We start from the raw sequence: 17,767 nt of genomic DNA on the forward strand, positions 1-17,767 counted from the left end.
GCACCTCCTGCTCCGGCGGCCGCGTGGCCACCGGGACGTGTCAGCCGTAGACGGCGGCGCCGTCCCCGGTCTCCTTGGACAGGCGCCGCGAGAGGTACAGCCCCTCCAGCGCCAGCTCGATCGCACCGGCCCGCTGGCCGGCGTTGGTGGCGCCGACCCGGTCGGCGATCTCGTCGTACAGCCCCGGTACGGACAGCTCGGGCAGTGCGGCCAGGAACTCGGCGGCCGTGACGCTCGCCCCCGTGGTCAGGGTCACCGAGCCGTCGAACGCCTCGACGAGCGGGGCCATGTCGATGCCGCGGAAGAGCCCGCGCACCACGTCCACGGTCGCGGTGCGGAGCAGGTACCGCAGGATCTCGGATTCGCGCCCCTCCTCGCCGGGTTCGAACTCGATCTTGCCGCGCAGGACCTCCACGGCGGCGTCGAGGTCCACGAGCCGGGCCACCGCCTCGCCGGGGTCGTCGGCCCCGCGGACGGCGGCCCGCCGGCGGGCCGCCGCGGCGACGGTCTCCGCGCCGGCGATGGCGAAACGCGCCGACACCCCAGAGGCCTGGTTGATCGAGTCGGAGGTGCGCAGTTCGCGGGTGAAGCGGGCGAGCAGCTCCATGAGAGCGTCGGGCACCTCGGCGGTGAGTTCGGCCTCCTGCCGCACGACCTCGATCTCGTCGGCCAGATCGAGCGGGTAGTGGGTGCGGATCTCCGCGCCGAACCGGTCCTTGAGGGGGGTGATGATCCGCCCGCGGTTGGTGTAGTCCTCCGGGTTCGCCGACGCCACGACCAGCACGTCCAGCGGCAGACGGAGCACATAGCCGCGGATCTGGACGTCCCGCTCCTCCATGACGTTGAGCAGCGCCACCTGGATACGCTCGGCCAGGTCGGGCAGCTCGTTGAGCGCCACGATCCCGCGATTCGCGCGGGGTACGAGTCCGTAGTGGATGGTCTCCGGGTCGCCCAGACGGCGACCTTCCGCCACGCGCATCGGGTCGACGTCGCCGATCATGTCGGCCACGGACGTGTCCGGGGTGGAGAGCTTCTCCACGTACCGCTCGGTGCGGTGGCGCCACTCGACGGGCAGCGCGTCGCCCTCGCGGGCGATCCGCTCGCGGGTCGGGTCGGTGATGGGGGCGAGCGGGTCCTCCCCCAGTTCGGAGCCGGCCACCACGGGAGACCACTCGTCGAGCAGCCCGACGAGGGTGCGCAGGAGTCGGGTCTTGCCCTGCCCTCGCTCACCGAGCAGCACGATGTCGTGCCCGGCGATGAGGGCGCGTTCGACCTGCGGGATCACGGTGGTGTCGAACCCGTGCATCCCGGGCCACGGGTCGCGCCCGGCGGCCAGGGCCGCGAGCAGGTTCTCGCGCAGCTCCTCGCGGAGGGTGCGGCTGGTGTAACCGGCGGCGCGCAGCTCGCCGAGGGTCCTGACGTCCGGCTTGTCGCTCACAAGGCCCACCGTAACCCTGTGACGCGACTTCCGCTTCCGACCTACAGTGGCCGGTATGCGTTCCGTGCTGACCGTGATCCTCAACATCATCTGGCTGGCGACCGCGGGCGTGTGGTTGTTCCTGGGTTATGTGCTCGCCGGGATCCTGGCGTGCATCCTCGTCATCACGATCCCGTTCGGGGTCGCGAGCTTCCGGATCGCCGCCTATGTCCTGTGGCCGTTCGGCCGCGAGGTCGTCGACCGGGGCCGGCCCGGTGGGGCGAGCACGGTCGGCAACGTCATCTGGTTCCTGGTTGCCGGACTGTGGCTGGCGATCGGCCACGTCGCCACGGCGCTCGCCCAGGCGGTGACGATCATCGGGCTGCCGCTGGCGTGGGCGAACCTCAAGCTCATCCCGGTGACGTGTTTCCCGTTCGGCAAGGAGATCGTGCGCTCCGACCGGGCGGCGATGGTGCCGGTCGCCTCTCGCTGACCACCCGCCCGGGCCTGCGGCGCCGTCCCCGGGCGGCGGCGGTCTCCGTGCCCGGGGCCGGCGGCCGGCTCAGTCCTCGATACCCGGCTGGTGGTGACTGGCGATCGACACCCGGTTGAAGGCGTTGATGAGCACGATCGTCCACTCCAGCGCCGAGAGCTGTTCGTCGGAGAAGTGGTCGGCGGCGGCCGCCGTCGCGGCAGCGCGTTCGTCGACGTCGTCCAGGCGTGTCAACGTCTCGGCCAGGCGCAACGCCGCCCGCTCGGCGTCGCCGAAGGCGTCGAGTTCGCGCCATGCGGACAGCAGGTCGAGCCGCCCCTGCGACACCCCGGCCTCGCGGGCGGCGGGGACGTGGGTGGCCAGGCAGGCCGCGCAGCCGTTGATCTGCGAGACGCGCACGTTGACCAGTTCGAGCAGCGCCTCCTCCAGCCCGGCCTCGCGGGACGCCTGCCGGGACGCGACGGCGGTGCGGACGAGCTGTTTGTAGACCTCGCGCTGGGTCCGGTCCAGCTGCGGGACCCCCACGTCAGCCGTCCTCCGCGCCGACCCGGGCGCGGTCGTCGTCGGTGGCGTCACGGTACGCCCCCGCGAACTCGTCGGCGTTCTTGCCGAGGAACCCCTCCACCATCGAGCACACGGGGACGATCGTCACCCCCTCGTCGCGGGTCGCCTCGACCGCTCCGCGGACGAGCGCGGTACCGAGACCCCGGCCTCCGAACTCCTCGCCGACCACGGTGTGGTGGAAGATGCGCTCGCCGCCGATCTCGCGGAAGTCGGCGTGGCCGGCGACCTCGCCGGAGGCGTCCCGGATCTCGAACGCCTCGCGCGAGTCGGAGCGCTCCACGGTCACGGTGGTGCCGTTCTTGTCGGTGTACTCGGTCATCGGTGTCCTCCTCTACTCGGTGGTCCGTGCACGCGGGTCAGGATTGACCCGCGGCCTGAGCGTGGTGTTGGGCAGTGCGGGCGCGGGCAGCCGGGTCAGACCCTGCGGGTCGTGGCCGATATAGCCGTCCACGCGGCCGAAGCGGTCGGAGCCGGCCTCCCACAGCTCGCGGTAATGGGCGATCTCGTCGTGCGTCCGCCCGATGAAGTTCCACCACATGATGATCTCCTCGGAGAACGGCGTGCCACCGATGAGGACCGCGCGTCCGGGCGTCGACCCGGTGTTGCGGATGGTCAGCGTGGTCTCACCGACGCCCGTGTAGGCGAGTTCGGTCACCGCGACGCGCACCCCCTCGAGCGTGAGGTCGCCGCTGCCCGCGAGCAGGCCGTGTTCGAACTCCGGGTCCACGTCGAGGGTCAGCTCGGCGCCGGGGTCGAGCCGGATCTCCGCCGCGACGAGGGGCGTGTAGGTGGAGACCGACGACGACGAGCCCATCAGTGACCCCATGAAGACCTGCATCGATCCGCCCTCGAGATGGACCGTGTCGGGCCCGAAGTGGTCGAACCCGCGGCCGCCCACCTCGCGGTGCGACTCGGGGAGCACCGTCCAGAGCTGCACTCCGTGCAGCATGGTGGTGTCCTGGGTCGACACCTCGGTATGGCAGATGCCCGACCCGGCGGTCATGAGGTTGACCTCCCCGGGCCTCACGACGGCGTGGTTGTCGCCGGAGTCGTGGTGGGTGATGTTGCCCTCGAACAGCCAGCTCACGGTCTGCAGGCCGGTGTGCGGGTGCGAGGGGACGTCCATGCCGCCGCTGAGGGAGACGTCGTCGGGCCCGTAGTGGTCCACAAAGCAGAAGGCGCCGATGAGGGACCGCTGCCGCTGCGGGAGGGTCCGGCGGACGGTCATCGCTCGCGGTCCGCCCAGGGGGACGTCGCGGGCCGTGATGATCTCCACGGCGGCGCCGCCAGGCCGTGGCCCGTCGGGCGCGCCGCCGGCCTCGCACTCGATCTCCTCGGGCCGGGGGTCGAGGTTGGTCATTCGGCCACCTCGCTCATCTGTTCGCGGGCGCCGGCTTCCTGTCGCCGCATCTCGAGCTTCCGGGCGTTGATCGTCCCGCCCAGCGCGAGGACGAGCGCCCTGTCGACCAACGGTACCGGTAGATGGTCCAGCAGGCGACGGGTCAGTCCGCGGCGCAGGGCGGCGAGCGGGCCGATCCCCAGGACCCCCGCGAAGGTGACGACGAGGTCGAGTCGACCGAAGTCGGCCCGCACGCGGTCGGCCAGAGTGGAGAGGGAGTCGGGGTCGGTGACGTCCGCGGCTACCGGCGTGATCCCCGTCCCGCCGGCCCCGGTGATGACGACGACGGGAGCGACCGGGTCACTGTGGTCCATACCACGACGGTACCGGCGGAACCGGCCCGGGTGGGGCGCTACCGGCGGCTAAGACCGTGCCCCGAGGCCGAGCTTGCCGTCGAGGACGACGATGTACGGCTCGCCCTCGCGGCCGGCCTCCGCCCACAGCTCGCGCAACCTGCGCACGCTGCCGGAGATGTCCCGGGAGATGGGTGTGGTCATCCAGCCGTCGGCGCTGCGGCAGATCCACTTCAGGTTCTTCTCGTTCCCTGCCGCGCCCACCAGAGTGAGCGGGCCGGGCGTCCGGGCGGGCTTGGGCCAGGCCCAGCTGGGCCCGAAGTCGACGAACTCGCCGTGGTACTCGGCCTCGTCGTGGGTCCAGAGCTCGCGCATCGCCTCGAGGTACTCGCGCAGCATTGTGCGACGGCGCTTCGGCGGGACGTTGTGGCCGCCATCTCGTCGAGGTTCCAGCCGTAGCCCACGCCCAGGACGGCCCGGCCGTCGGAGAGGTTGTCGACGGAGGCGATGGTCTTGGCCAGCGTGATGGGATCGCTCTCCACCGGGATGGACACGGCCGTGCCCAGCCGGATGGTCGAGGTCACTTCCATGCGCACTCCCCGGTCTGCGTCGCCACCCCCACCCACGCCGACACCTGACCAGACAGGTGTCCAGCGGCGGCGTGGCGACAGACTAACGCGCGACGACGGCGGTCGGGCAGGCCTCGCCCGGCGCACAGTCCGCGGGGTCACCCGGCTGCGACCGCAGGCGCTCCATGGTGTGGTCCGAGACGTACCGGAAGATCTCGTTGCCCGGCGTGGTGCGCGACAACGCGTCAGCGGCCAGCAGCACCACCGCGGCGGTCCACGTGCTCAGCTCGACGGGCCACCGTTTGCCGTCGGCGAAGACGAGGCCCGTCCAGTACGAACCGTCGTCGTCCCGCAGGTGCTGCATGTGGGTGAACTGCTGCAGCGCCTGCTCGTGCCGACCCGCGGCCTCGAGAGCGAGCACCAGCTCGCAGGTCTCCGCCCCCGTGACCCACGGACGGTGGTCGACGCAGCGGATGCCGAGGCCGTCCACCACGAAGTCGTCCCAGCGGGAGTCGAGCCGGGCCTGCGCCTGCTCCCCCACCATGACGCCGGCCAGCACCGGGTAGTACCAGTCCATGGAGAACTCGTCCTTGGGCGTGAACAGCTCCGGGTGCGCGCGCAGGGCGTGGCCCAGCCGGTCGGCTGCCGCGTCCCAGTCAGGCGCCGTCTCCCCCAGTTCCTCCGCGATCGCGACACCGCAGCGCAGTGAGTGGTGGACGCTCGACGACCCGGTGACCAGGGCCTCCTCGCAGAAACCCTCGGGGCCGGCGCCCCACCACATCTGCCCCTCCGGTCCCTGGAACGTCAGCACCAGGTCGAGCGCGCGCCGCACGGTCGGCCACATCGACTCGAGGAAACCCGGGGCCCCGGTGACCAGGTGGTGGTGCCAGACGCCCACCGCGACGTAGGCGCAGAAGTTGGAGTCGACGTCGGAGTCCACCACCCGGCCGTCCTCCCACTTCACCGGCCACGACCCGTCGGCCCGCTGGGTGTCACGGAGGAACCCGTAGGCCCGCTCCGCGGCCTCCCACTGCCCGGCGACGGACAGGCCCATCGCCGACTCGACGTGATCCCACGGGTCGGTGTGCCCACCGGTGAACCACGGGATCTCGCCGTTGGGCTTCTGGACCGAGGCGATCCACTCGCCGGTGGCCCGGACCGCGTCGGCGTCGAGGACGCCCGGCACGCTGGGCACCGGCCGGTCACCGATCCCCACGGTCACCGGCCCCGGGCGGGACACGCCGTTGTTGTGTGACTGCACGGACGATCAGGCCTCCGCGGGCTTGCGCAGGTAGAACACGATGGACTTGCCCATCACCGGGTTGAGCACCTTCTCGGCGGTGCGCGTGATCCACGGGCCCTTCATGAGGTCCCACACGAGGAGCTTGTGGTACGCCTTGGGCAGCGGATGATCCTCGTTCTCCGTGCCCACCGCACACTTGAGCCACCAGTACGGTGCGTGCAGGGCGTGCGCGTAACCGGTACCCGTGACCTCGAGGCCCGCGGCACGGAGCTTGTAGCCCAGCTCCTCGGCCGTGTAGATCCGGCAGTGGCCGCCCGGGTTGGAGTGGTAGGCGTCCGACAGCTTCCAGCACAGCTTCTCCGGCCACTCCCGCGGCACGGTCACCGCGGCGACCCCGCCGGGCTTGAGGATGCGCACGAGCTCGGCGATCGCCCTGGTGTCCTCCGGCACGTGCTCGAGCACCTCGGAGATGAGCACCAGGTCGAACGTCGCGTCCTCATACGGCATGTCGAGCGCGTCGCCGGTGACGGCCTCGCCCTTCGAGGTGGGCAGACCCTCACCCTCGGCCTCCATGGCCGCCAGCATGTCCGAGACCTGCTGCATCTCGTCGGCGTTCTGGTCGAACGCGGTGACGTCCGCCCCACGCCTGTAGAGCTCGAACGTGTGGCGGCCGAGGCCGGCCCCCACGTCGATGGCTCGCATGCCCGGGGTGACCCCCAGACGGTCGAAGTCAGCGGTCAGCATGCGGCGTCCTCCTGCTCACGGATGTCGTACTCACCGGATTCCGGGAGCACCTCGGGCGCGTCGTCGGTGACGTGCTCGTCGATCTCGGCCTGATCCGGCCCGAGGACCGGCCCCGCCGACAGGTCCGGCAGCGCCTCGCCGCGGACCCGGGCGATCGCCGCCTCGTAGACCTCGACGGTCCGGCGGGCGACGGCCGCCCAACTGTAACGCTCCATCACCCTCGCGCGGCCACCCTTCGACAGCCGGTCCCGTTCGGCGGGATCGGACAGCAGCGCACTGATCTCCCGGGCCAGCGCGTCGACGTCCCCCGGTTCGACGAGGCGGGCCGCCGAGTCGTCCGTCCCGACCACCTCCGGCAGTGCGCCGGCCCGGGTCGCCACGAGGGCGCAGCCACTGGACATCGCCTCCACCGCCGGGAGGGAGAACCCCTCGTACATACTCGGCACCACCGCGATCTCGGCGGACCCCACGAGTTGGGCGAGCTCGTCGTCGTCGACCCCGGACACCAGGTCCACCGCATCGCGCAACCTCAACCTGTCCAGCAGGCGCGACGCCTCGCCCTTCGGCTTGAGCTTGGAGATCAGAGTCAGGCGGACTCCCGGGTGTTCCTCGCGCACCTTCGCCAGCGCGCGCAGGAGGACGGGCACGCCCTTGAGCGGCTGGTCGGCGCTCGCCACGCACACCAGGCGGCCGGATTCGCGCCGCCGCCCGTCGTGGAAACGGTCGGTGTCCACACCCAGCGGGATCGTGACGATCCGGTCCGGATCGACCCCGAAGTCCCCCGCGATGTCCTCCGCCGAGTTGCCGGAGACCGTGATGATCTCCTGCAGCCGGCGGGACACACGGATCTGCATGCCGAGGAAGCCGAACCATCGCCACGTCGTGATCTTCTTGCGGAGCGGGGCCTCCTTCATGGCCAGCGCGCGATCGCGGGTGATGGGATGGTGCACGGTGGCCACCACGGGGAAGCCTGCCTTCTCCAGGTCCAGCAGGCCCGAGCCCAGGCACTGGTTGTCGTGCACCACGTCGAAGTCGTCCAGCCGGTCCTTCAGCGTGCGCGCGGCCCGCAGGCTGAACGTCCGCGGTTCCGGGAACCCGGCGGTCCACATCGTGACCACCTCGAGCACGTCGATGAGATCCCGGATCTCGCGGGGACGCGGCGTACGGAACGGGTTCGCGTCGTTGTACAGGTCCAGGCTCGGCACCTTCGTCAGCGTGGGCCCCGGGTCCAGCTCGGGGTACGGCTGACCGGAGAACACCTCGACGGTGTGGCCGAGTGCCGCCAGCTCACGGCTCAGGTGGCGTACGTATACACCCTGCCCGCCGCCGTGGGGTTTGCTCCTGTACGAGAGCAACGCGATCCGCACGATCGATCGCCTCCTTCTACGGTCATCGGCCCCGCCGTCGCGACTGCCGTGAGTGGCGACGGGCACATCGGGCAAGTCTAGAACACGTTCCCCAGCAGCGAGGACGCGGCCGGGCAGCCGACCCGCCGACACACCGGACCCCCGGCACGCGGGGTGCTCGGGGGTCCGGTGAGACGGGCTGGGCGCGGCGGCGATCCTGCCGCGCCAGCCGATCAGTAGCCCAGGTCGTCGAGGCGGACGGACGCGCCGGTGGCATCGCCGAAACCGTCCTCGGGGCCGTAGAAGCCGTCGCCGTAGTCCGGGATGGAGTAGGCGGCGGCGCGGGCCTCCTCGGTGGGCTCGACCGTCGAGTTCCGGTAGCGGTTGATACCGGTGCCCGCCGGGATGAGCTTACCGATGATGACGTTCTCCTTGAGGCCCACGAGCCGGTCCGACCGCTTGTTGATGGCGGCGTCGGTGAGGACGCGGGTGGTCTCCTGGAAGGAGGCCGCCGAGAGCCACGAGTCGGTGGCGAGCGAGGCCTTGGTGATGCCCATGAGGACCGGGCGCGCCGAGGCCGGCGAACCGCCCTCGGTGAGCACGCGGCGGTTCTCCGCCGTGAGCTCGGCACGCTCCACCAGGGCACCCGGCAGGAACTCGGTGCTGTTGGACTCGTTGATCGCGACGCGGCGCATCATCTGGCGGACGATGACCTCGATGTGCTTGTCGTGGATCGACACGCCCTGCGAGCGGTAGACCTTCTGCACCTCGTCGACGAGGTGCTTCTGGACACCGTTCGGGCCGAGGATCGCCAGCACCTCGTGCGGGTCGGCCGGGCCCTCGAGGAGGGCCTGACCGCGCTCGAGATGGTCGCCGTCGGCGATCGGCCGCGAGGAGCCGTCGTCGAGGGTGATGTGGGCGAGGCCCTGACGCTTGGAGAGCTTCTCGTAGACGATCTCGTCCGCACCGTTGTCGGGCACGATCGTGATCGTGTAGAAGCGCTCCTCCTCGTCGATGCGGATCCGGCCCGCCTCCTCGGCGATCGGCGCCTTGCCCTTGGGCACGCGCGCCTCGAACAGCTCCTGCACACGCGGCAGACCACCGGTGATGTCGTCGCCGACGCCACCCTGGTGGAACGTACGCATCGTGAGCTGGGTACCGGGCTCACCGATCGACTGTGCGGCGACGATGCCGACGGCCTCGCCGATGTCGACCAGCTGGCCGGTCGCCATCGAGCGGCCGTAGCAGGTCGCGCAGACGCCGGTGCCGGTGGTGCAGGTCAGCACCGAGCGGACCTTGACCTTCTCCACGCCGGCGTTGATGAGCGCCTCGATGGTCGGGTCACCCAGGTCGGTGCCCGCCGACACGATGACCGTGCCGTTCGCGTCGACCGCGTCCTCGGCGAGCGTCCGGGCGAACGTCGAGGTCTCGACGTGCTCGTCGCGCTCGAGGACACCCGTGGAGTTGCCCTGGGCGTCCATGATCGGACGGGCGATGGTCGTCTCCACGCCCTTGCTGGTGCCACAGTCGGTCTCGCGGACGATGACGTCCTGGGAGACGTCGACGAGACGACGGGTGAGGTAGCCCGAGTCGGCGGTACGCAGGGCGGTGTCGGCCAGGCCCTTACGCGCACCGTGCGTGTTCATGAAGTACTCGAGCACCGTCAGGCCCTCGCGGAACGAGGACTTGATGGGCTGCGGGATGAACTCGCCGTTCGGACGGGTCACCAGGCCCTTCATGCCGGCCAGCGACCGGATCTGGGTCATGTTGCCCGCCGCGCCCGACTTCACGATCGTCGGGATCGGGTTGTCGTCCGGGTAGTTGGCCTCCATGGCCTGGCCGATCTCGTCGGTGGCCTCCTGCCAGAGCTTGACCAGGTCGCTCTTGCGCTCCTCGTCGGTGATCTTGCCGAGGTCGTACTGCGACTCCAGGCGCGCGGCCTTGGTGTCGTACGAGGCGAGGATCTCCTTCTTGGCCGGCGGCACGAGCACGTCGGACATGGCGATGGTGACACCCGACCGGGTGGCCCAGTAGAAGCCGGTGTCCTTGAGCTTGTCCACCGTCTGCGCCACGACGATCATCGGGTAGCGCTCGGCCAGGTCGTTGATGATGACGGCCTGACGCTTCTTCGGCATCTGCTCGTTGACGAACGGGTAGTCCGCCGGGAGCAGCTCGTTGAACATGACGCGGCCGAGCGTGGTCTCGGCCAGCCACTCCTGCCCGGGGGTCCAGCCCTCGGGGAACTGCTCCGCCTCGATCTCGGCGCTGGGGCGCTGCTGCGTCATCCGGACCCGGATCGGGGCGTGGATGTCGAGCACACCCAGGTCGACGGCCATGATGGCCTCGGCCGGGGTCGCGTACACGCCGGTCGCCGGCGCGTCGTCGGTGGCGGGCTCGTAGGCGCCCTCGGCACCCTCGTCCAGACGGGTCAGGTAGTACAGGCCCGTGACCATGTCCAGACGCGGCATGGCGAGCGGACGACCCGACGCCGGCGACAGGATGTTGTTCGACGCGAGCATGAGGATGCGCGCCTCGGCCTGCGCCTCCGCGGACAGCGGGAGGTGCACGGCCATCTGGTCACCGTCGAAGTCGGCGTTGAAGGCCTCACACACGAGCGGGTGCAGCTGGATGGCCTTACCCTCGACGAGCTGCGGCTCGAACGCCTGGATGCCGAGACGGTGCAGCGTGGGCGCACGGTTGAGCATCACCGGGTGCTCGGCGATGACCTCTTCGAGCACGTCCCACACCTGGTCGCGCTGACGCTCGACCATCCGCTTGGCGGACTTGATGTTCTGCGCGTGGTTGAGGTCCACGAGCCGCTTCATGACGAACGGCTTGAACAGCTCGAGCGCCATGAGCTTGGGCAGACCACACTGGTGCAGCTGGAGCTGCGGACCGACGACGATGACCGAACGGCCCGAGTAGTCGACACGCTTGCCGAGCAGGTTCTGACGGAACCGGCCCTGCTTACCCTTGAGGAGGTCAGACAGGGACTTGAGCGGGCGGTTGCCCGGCCCCGTGACCGGCCGGCCGCGGCGGCCGTTGTCGAACAGCGCGTCGACGGACTCCTGCAGCATCCGCTTCTCGTTGTTGACGATGATCTCGGGCGCGCCGAGGTCCATCAGTCGCTTGAGACGGTTGTTGCGGTTGATCACGCGACGGTAGAGGTCGTTGAGGTCCGAGGTGGCGAAGCGGCCACCGTCGAGCTGGACCATCGGCCGCAGCTCCGGCGGGATCACCGGGACGGCACCGAGCACCATCGCGGCCGGGTGGTTGCCCGACTGCAGGAACGCGGAGACGACCTTGAGCCGCTTGAGGGCGCGGATCTTCTTCTGACCCTTGCCGTTGCGGATGATCTCGCGCAGCGACTCCGCCTCGGCCTCGAGGTCGAAGTTGAGCAGCAGCTGCTGGATCGCCTCGGCGCCCATTCCGCCCTCGAAGTACTCACCGAAGCGGTCCTCGAGCTCGCGGTAGATGCCCTCGTCGACGATGATCTGGTTGACGTCGAGCTTGACGAAGGTGTTCCAGATCTCCTCGAGGCGGTCCAGCTCACGCTGGGCGGCCTCGCGGATCTTCTTCATCTCCTTCTCGCCGCCGTCCTTGACCTTGCGGCGCTGGTCGGCCTTGGCGCCCTCGGCCTCGAGCTCGGCGAGGTCGGCCTCGAGCTTGCGCGCGCGGGCCTCAATGTCGGAGTCGCGCTCGTCCTCGATGATCTTGCGCTCCTCGAGGACCTGGGCCTCGAGGGTGCTGAGCTCGTTGTGACGCAGCTCGGTGTCGACGCCCGTGATGACGTAGGCGGCGAAGTAGATGATCTTGTCGAGGTCCTTGGGCGCGAGGTCCAGGAGGTAACCCAGACGCGACGGGACGCCCTTGAAGTACCAGATGTGGGTGACGGGCGCGGCCAGCTCGATGTGGCCCATACGCTCACGACGCACCTTGGCGCGGGTCACCTCGACGCCGCAGCGCTCACAGATGATGCCCTTGAAGCGCACGCGCTTGTACTTGCCGCAGTAGCACTCCCAGTCCCGGGTGGGGCCGAAGATCTTCTCGCAGAACAGGCCCTCCTTCTCCGGCTTGAGGGTGCGGTAGTTGATGGTCTCCGGCTTCTTGACCTCGCCGTAGGACCAGTTACGGATGTCCTCGGCGGTCGCGAGGCTGATGACCAGCTCGTCGAAGTAGTTGACGTCCTGCACGTAGGCGTCCTTTCCCGGGTGGGATGATGGCGGGCCCCTCGCGGGGTGGGGCCGGTGGGGCCCGCCGTGGTGGAACTCGAATCTGTCGGGTGCGGGGCGGGGCGGCGGCTGCCGCCCTCCCGCCTACTGGGCCAGCTCGTCGGCCGCCGAGGACTCGTCACGCGAGAGGTTGATCCCGAGGTTCGCGGCGGTGCGGTCGAGGTCGTCGTCGTCACCCTCGCCCAGGGAGACCGCCTGGCCGTCGCTGGAGAGCACCTCGACGTTGAGGCACAGCGACTGCAGCTCCTTGAGGAGGACCTTGAAGGACTCCGGGATGCCCGGCTCGGGGATGTTCTCGCCCTTGACGATCGCCTCGTAGACCTTCACGCGGCCCACGACGTCGTCTGACTTGATCGTGAGCAGCTCCTGCAGCGTGTACGCCGCGCCGTAGGCCTGCATCGCCCAGCACTCCATCTCACCGAAGCGCTGGCCACCGAACTGAGCCTTACCGCCGAGCGGCTGCTGGGTGATCATCGAGTACGGACCGGTCGAGCGGGCGTGGATCTTGTCGTCCACCAGGTGGTGCAGCTTGAGGATGTACATGTAACCCACTGCGACGGGGTACGGGAACGGCTCGCCGGAGCGGCCGTCGAACAGCGTCGCCTTGCCGTCGGCCTTGACCATCCGCTCACCGTCACGGTTCGGCAGGGTGCAGCCGAGCAGACCGGTGATCTCGGTGTCGGCCGCGCCGTCGAAGACGGGGGTGGCGGTGTTGGTTCCGGGCTCGACGTGGTGGATCTCCTCCGGCAGCTTGGTCGCCCAGTCGGGCAGGGAGCCGTCCGCCTCGCGCGGCACCTCCCAGCCCGCCTTGGCCAGCCAGCCGAGGTGGGTCTCCATGATCTGACCGATGTTCATACGGCGCGGGACGCCGTGCGTGTTGAGGATGATGTCCACCGGCGTGCCGTCGGGCATGAACGGCATGTCCTCGGCGGGGAGGATCTTGCCGATGACGCCCTTGTTGCCGTGGCGGCCGGCGAGCTTGTCGCCGTCCTGGATCTTGCGCTTCTGCGCCACGTACACGCGCACCAGCTCGTTGACGCCGGGGGGCAGATCGTCGTCGTCGTCACGCGAGAACACGCGCACGCCGATGACCTTGCCGGACTCACCGTGGGGCACCTTGAGCGAGGTGTCGCGCACCTCGCGCGCCTTCTCACCGAAGATCGCGCGCAGCAGGCGCTCCTCCGGGGTCAGCTCGGTCTCGCCCTTCGGGGTGACCTTGCCGACCAGCACGTCGCCGTCGCGGACCTCGGCGCCGATGCGCACGATGCCGCGGTCGTCGAGGTCGGCGAGGACCTCGTCGGAGACGTTGGGGATGTCACGGGTGATCTCCTCTGCGCCCAGCTTGGTGTCGCGGGCGTCGATCTCGTGCTCCTCGATGTGGATGGACGTGAGCACGTCCTCCTCCACCAGGCGCTGCGAGAGGATGATCGCGTCCTCGTAGTTGTGGCCCTCCCACGGCATGATCGCCACGAGCAGGTTCTTGCCGAGCGCCATCTCACCGTTCTCGGTGCAGGGGCCGTCGGCGAGGACCTGGCCGGCCTCGACGCGGTCGCCCTCGTCGACGATCGGCTTCTGGTTGGAGCAGGTGCCCTGGTTGGAGCGCGCGAACTTGGACAGCCGGTAGGTCTGGCGCCCGCCGTCATCGTCCATGACGGTGATGAAGTCGGCCGAGACCTCCTCCACGATGCCCGGGTTGGTGTTGACGACGACGTCGCCGGCGTCGACGGCCGCACGCAGCTCCATGCCCGTGCCGACGAGCGGCGCCTCGGAACGCACGAGCGGGACGGACTGACGCTGCATGTTCGCACCCATGAGGGCACGGTTCGCGTCGTCGTGCTCGAGGAACGGGATCATCGCGGTGGCGACGGAGACCATCTGCCGCGGCGAGACGTCCATGTAGTCGACGTCGCCGGCCTCGACGACCTCGACGTCGCCGTGCTTCTTACGGACGAGGATGCGGTCCTCGACGAAGCGGCCCTCGGCGTCGATCTCGGAGTTGGCCTGCGCCACGACGTAGCGGTCCTCCTCGTCAGCGGTCAGGTAGTCCACCTGGTCGGTGACGACGCCGTCGACGACACGGCGGTACGGGGTCTCGATGAACCCGAACGGGTTGACGCGGGCGTACACCGAGAGCGAACCGATGAGGCCGATGTTGGGACCCTCGGGGGTCTCGATCGGGCACATGCGGCCGTAGTGCGAGGCGTGGACGTCGCGGACCTCGAGGCCGGCGCGCTCACGCGAGAGGCCGCCGGGCCCGAGCGCCGAGAGGCGACGCTTGTGCGTCAGGCCCGACAGCGGGTTGTTCTGGTCCATGAACTGCGACATCTGGGAGGTTCCGAAGAACTCCTTGAGTGCCGCGGTGATGGGCCGGATGTTGATCAGCGACTGCGGGGTGATCGCCTCGGAGTCCTGCGTGGTCATGCGCTCGCGGACGACGCGCTCCATACGGGACAGACCGACGCGGACCTGGTTCTGGATGAGCTCGCCGACGGTACGCAGACGACGGTTGCCGAAGTGGTCGATGTCGTCGACCTCGACCGGCACCTCGCGGCCACCGGCGACCTGCATGCTCGTCTCGCCCGCGTGGAGGCGCACGAGGTACTCGATGGTCGCGGCGATGTCCTCACGCGTGAGCGTGGTGGTGGCGTCGCCCTCGGGATCCGGCAGGCCGAGCTTGCGGTTGACCTTGTAGCGACCGACGCGGGCCAGGTCGTAGCGCTTCTCCTTGAAGAAGAGGTTCTCCAGGAGGGCCTCGGCGGACTCGCGGGTCGGCGGCTCGCCCGGACGCAGCTTGCGGTAGATCTCCAGCAGGGCCTGGTCGGTGTCCTCGACCGTGTCCTTCTCGAGCGTGGACATCATGATCTCGGAGAAGCCGTAGCGCTCCTTGATCTCGGTGGTGGTCCAGCCGAGCGCCTTGAGCAGCACGGTGACCGACTGGCGGCGCTTGCGGTCGATGCGCACGCCGACGGTGTCGCGCTTGTCGACGTCGAACTCGAGCCATGCGCCACGCGACGGGATGACCTTGACGGAGTGGACGTCCTTCTCCGTGGACTTGTCGCGTGAACGGTCGAAGTACACGCCCGGCGACCGGACGAGCTGGGACACGACGACCCGCTCGGTGCCGTTGATGATGAACGTGCCCTTGTCGGTCATCATGGGGAAGTCGCCCATGAAGACGGTCTGCGACTTGATCTCACCGGTCTCGGTGTTCTCGAACTCCGCGGTGACGAACAGGGGCGCCTCGTACGTGCGGTCCTTCTCGCGGCAGTCCTCGAGGGACGCCTTCACCTCTTCGAAGTACGGCTCCGAGAACGAGAGGGACATGGAGCCGGAGAAGTCCTCGATCGGGGAGATCTCCTTGAGGATGGACTCCAGACCTCCCTCGAGGTTCGTGGTACCGCGCGAGGCGGCCCTCTGCTGCCACTCCTCCGAACCGATGAACCACTCGAACGACTCCGTCTGGAGGTCGAGCAGCCCCGGGACCGGCAACGGCTCGGAGAGCTTCGCGAACGAGACTCTCCGGGGCGCACCGGGAACGGTGGAGACTGACGTGGTCTGGCGGGAGACTGCCAAGATGGGTCCTTCCAGCACCTCACGTGATCACCACGGGCGGTGACCACAGATGTATCTGCGAGCGGTCCGCCGACGGTTATCCCCCCAGGTCCGCGGCCGGATGGAAGGCTCGGAAATCGCCCGGGGAAACCGGGGACGAGCCGTCACGGACGGACGAGTGGGCAAATAGCAGCCAGCGCACCGACCTAATCTAGCGGAAGGCGGCGACGAAGTCCAGCCTTCGACGGGAAAGCCCCGGAGGCTGCTCATATACACGGCGCGTCGTCCGTCTCTGCGCTGGTTGCCCTCGTGGCTCTCGCCTCATCGGCCCCCGGTCGGGACGTCGCGCCCGGGCGGTGTGGATCACGCCCGGCGCTCCTAAAGGGTGACGGGTGAAAGCCCGTTCGTCAAGGATCAGACTCGGTCGGGTCTCGGATCGGTGCTCGCGCAGGCGCCGTCAGGAGGGGAGGTCGGGGATCCTGGACAGCTTCCACACGCCGTCGACCTTGTCGAGACCGACGAGGTACGTGCCGCTGGTGCTGCCCGCGGCCGCGCCGTCGCGACTCATGGACACGTCCTGGACCAGCAGGACCTCGGCCTTGTCACCATGCAGGTAGGACAGGCCCGCCTCACGGACGAGCGCGTCGACGGTGGTCGCGGTCTGCTCGTAGCTGTCCCTCAGCGCGGGCCAGTTCCGCTCGAGTTCCTCCACGAGCCCCGGGGTGAGGAACTCGCCGAGCGACGCGTGGTACTCGTCGAGTTTCTCGTGGTCGATCGCCACCAGCCGCTGCACGTTGGTCGTCGCGGCGGCGAGGACCTCGTCGGTGGCCTGCTGGTCCACGAACGCGCGGTTCTCGACCGAGACGCCGGGTTCGGTCGCCAGGAACGCCCCCGTGGCGCCGGCGACCAGGCCGACCGCCACGGCGGCGGACGCGAGGACGACCCCGGAGGGACGACGACGACGAGGCGTGCGCTCCCCCGTGTCGCCGCCCGTCGCCGCGTCCTGCGAGTCCTCCGTGGCCGGGTCCGCGGTCCCGGCGGTGGTCGCGGGCCGGACCGGCCCGGAGTGGCCGGCGAGGCGTCGCCGGGCCTGCGGGGTGGCCTGCTTCTGGGTTCTCTTGATGGGTGGCATCAGTTCTTCCCGCCCTTCGTCATCGGCCGGCGGTGGTCGTCGGCGCCGGGGTGGTCTCCCCCGCCTCCGGCGCGTCGTCGGTCTCCCTCGCCGCGCCCGCGTCCTCGTCGGCCGGCTGCTCGCCGTCTCCCTGCCCGTCGGTTCCCTGCTCGCCGGCGCCCTCCTCGGGCACCGCCAGGTCCTGCACCGAGGCGCTGGACTGACCGACGGGGACGGTCACGCCGACCTGGTTGACCGCGTCGGCCTTCCACTGCCCGTCCACACGGGTGAGGTCGACGCGCATGGCCTGCCGGCCCGTGATGTCGTCCTGGCCCTCGCGCTCGGAGTGCGCGGTGAACACGACCAGCACGGCGGCGTCGCCGGCGTCCCGGTCGAGGGTCGCGACCGCGGTGTGGGAGACGGTGGCCGTGGTGACCGCCTTCTGCTCCACCACGCGCGTGCGCACGTCCTGCGCCCACTGCTCCTGCTCGGCGAGGAAATCGCCCGTCGAGGCGGCGGCGAGTTGCTCGAGCGACCGGTCCACGTCGCGGTGGTCGAAGCTGAACGCGTTGATGATCACCTGCGCGGCCGTCTCGGCGACCTCCTCGCGCTCCTGCGCCACCTGGTGCGCGGACCGCGCCTGGAGGTATCGCGTCCCCCCGACTCCGAGGACCGCGAGCCCGGCCACCAACACGAGGACGGCCACGACGGCCATCCAGACGGGGACGCCGGCCCTCGTGCGGTCGGCCGCGGCGGGCGTGGGGTCCTCGTTCGTCTCCTGCGAACTCATGGCGGCGACGGTAC

At 69.8% G+C, this 17,767-nt stretch carries 13 protein-coding genes and 1 pseudogene; 1 reads left to right on the forward strand and 13 read right to left on the reverse strand.

Features of this window, described 5'->3' with window-relative positions; all coding sequences use genetic code 11:
- Nucleotides 1–40 precede the first annotated feature (40 nt).
- Nucleotides 41–1,447 (reverse strand): sigma 54-interacting transcriptional regulator, encoded by a 1,407-nt coding sequence (locus tag KHA85_RS04380; RefSeq protein ID WP_213184917.1) that lies wholly within the window; start codon nucleotides 1,445–1,447, stop codon nucleotides 41–43.
- A 46-nt stretch (nucleotides 1,448–1,493) separates the two neighbouring features.
- Here KHA85_RS04380 and KHA85_RS04385 point away from each other — a divergent pair, with 46 nt between their 5' ends.
- Nucleotides 1,494–1,910: a YccF domain-containing protein gene (locus KHA85_RS04385; protein WP_213184918.1), complete on the forward strand. Its 417-nt coding sequence runs from the start codon at nucleotides 1,494–1,496 to the stop codon at nucleotides 1,908–1,910.
- Nucleotides 1,911–1,979: 69 nt separating this feature from the next.
- Here KHA85_RS04385 and KHA85_RS04390 read toward each other — a convergent pair whose 3' ends face one another.
- The 12 genes and pseudogenes from KHA85_RS04390 to KHA85_RS04445 all read right to left on the reverse strand — a co-directional run bounded on the left by KHA85_RS04390 (nucleotide 1,980) and on the right by KHA85_RS04445 (nucleotide 17,753).
- Entirely contained in the window at nucleotides 1,980–2,435 is a 456-nt protein-coding gene (locus tag KHA85_RS04390) for a carboxymuconolactone decarboxylase family protein (protein ID WP_213184919.1), read from the reverse strand.
- A gap of 1 nt (nucleotide 2,436) precedes the next feature.
- The gene (locus tag KHA85_RS04395) at nucleotides 2,437–2,793 is read right to left on the reverse strand and encodes a GNAT family N-acetyltransferase (protein ID WP_213184920.1); all 357 of its coding nucleotides are present in this window, start codon (nucleotides 2,791–2,793) and stop codon (nucleotides 2,437–2,439) included.
- Between the two features lie 12 nt (nucleotides 2,794–2,805).
- Entirely contained in the window at nucleotides 2,806–3,834 is a 1,029-nt protein-coding gene (locus KHA85_RS04400; RefSeq protein ID WP_213184921.1) for a pirin family protein, read from the reverse strand.
- A complete protein-coding gene (locus KHA85_RS04405) occupies nucleotides 3,831–4,187 on the reverse strand; it encodes a hypothetical protein (protein ID WP_213184922.1) in 357 nt (118 codons plus the stop codon). Before KHA85_RS04405 ends, KHA85_RS04400 begins: the two co-directional genes overlap by 4 nt.
- 72 nt (nucleotides 4,188–4,259) lie before the next feature.
- Nucleotides 4,260–4,750 (reverse strand): annotated as a pseudogene (locus KHA85_RS04410) (TIGR03619 family F420-dependent LLM class oxidoreductase); the annotation flags it as partial.
- 88 nt (nucleotides 4,751–4,838) lie between these two features.
- Nucleotides 4,839–5,945, reverse strand: coding sequence for a prenyltransferase (locus tag KHA85_RS04415; RefSeq protein ID WP_308936850.1), 1,107 nt, complete (start codon nucleotides 5,943–5,945; stop codon nucleotides 4,839–4,841).
- A 57-nt stretch (nucleotides 5,946–6,002) separates the two neighbouring features.
- Nucleotides 6,003–6,722: a class I SAM-dependent methyltransferase gene (locus tag KHA85_RS04420; protein WP_213184924.1), complete on the reverse strand. Its 720-nt coding sequence runs from the start codon at nucleotides 6,720–6,722 to the stop codon at nucleotides 6,003–6,005.
- Nucleotides 6,716–8,089, reverse strand: a complete 1,374-nt coding sequence (locus KHA85_RS04425; RefSeq protein ID WP_213184925.1) for a glycosyltransferase family 4 protein — start codon at nucleotides 8,087–8,089, stop codon at nucleotides 6,716–6,718. Before KHA85_RS04425 ends, KHA85_RS04420 begins: the two co-directional genes overlap by 7 nt.
- Nucleotides 8,090–8,301: 212 nt before the next feature.
- Entirely contained in the window at nucleotides 8,302–12,261 is a 3,960-nt protein-coding gene (locus KHA85_RS04430; protein WP_070721834.1) for a DNA-directed RNA polymerase subunit beta', read from the reverse strand.
- 123 nt (nucleotides 12,262–12,384) lie between these two features.
- A complete protein-coding gene (rpoB, locus tag KHA85_RS04435; protein WP_070721832.1) occupies nucleotides 12,385–15,891 on the reverse strand; it encodes a DNA-directed RNA polymerase subunit beta in 3,507 nt (1,168 codons plus the stop codon).
- A 418-nt stretch (nucleotides 15,892–16,309) separates the two neighbouring features.
- On the reverse strand, nucleotides 16,310–16,984 hold the full coding sequence (locus KHA85_RS04440; protein ID WP_131885314.1) for a hypothetical protein: 675 nt from the start codon (nucleotides 16,982–16,984) through the stop codon (nucleotides 16,310–16,312).
- 19 nt (nucleotides 16,985–17,003) lie between these two features.
- Nucleotides 17,004–17,753 (reverse strand): Rv1363c family protein, encoded by a 750-nt coding sequence (locus KHA85_RS04445; protein WP_236885166.1) that lies wholly within the window; start codon nucleotides 17,751–17,753, stop codon nucleotides 17,004–17,006.
- Nucleotides 17,754–17,767: the final 14 nt, after the last annotated feature.

This window comes from Dietzia massiliensis (assembly GCF_018390595.1).
Lineage (GTDB): Bacteria > Actinomycetota > Actinomycetes > Mycobacteriales > Mycobacteriaceae > Dietzia > Dietzia massiliensis.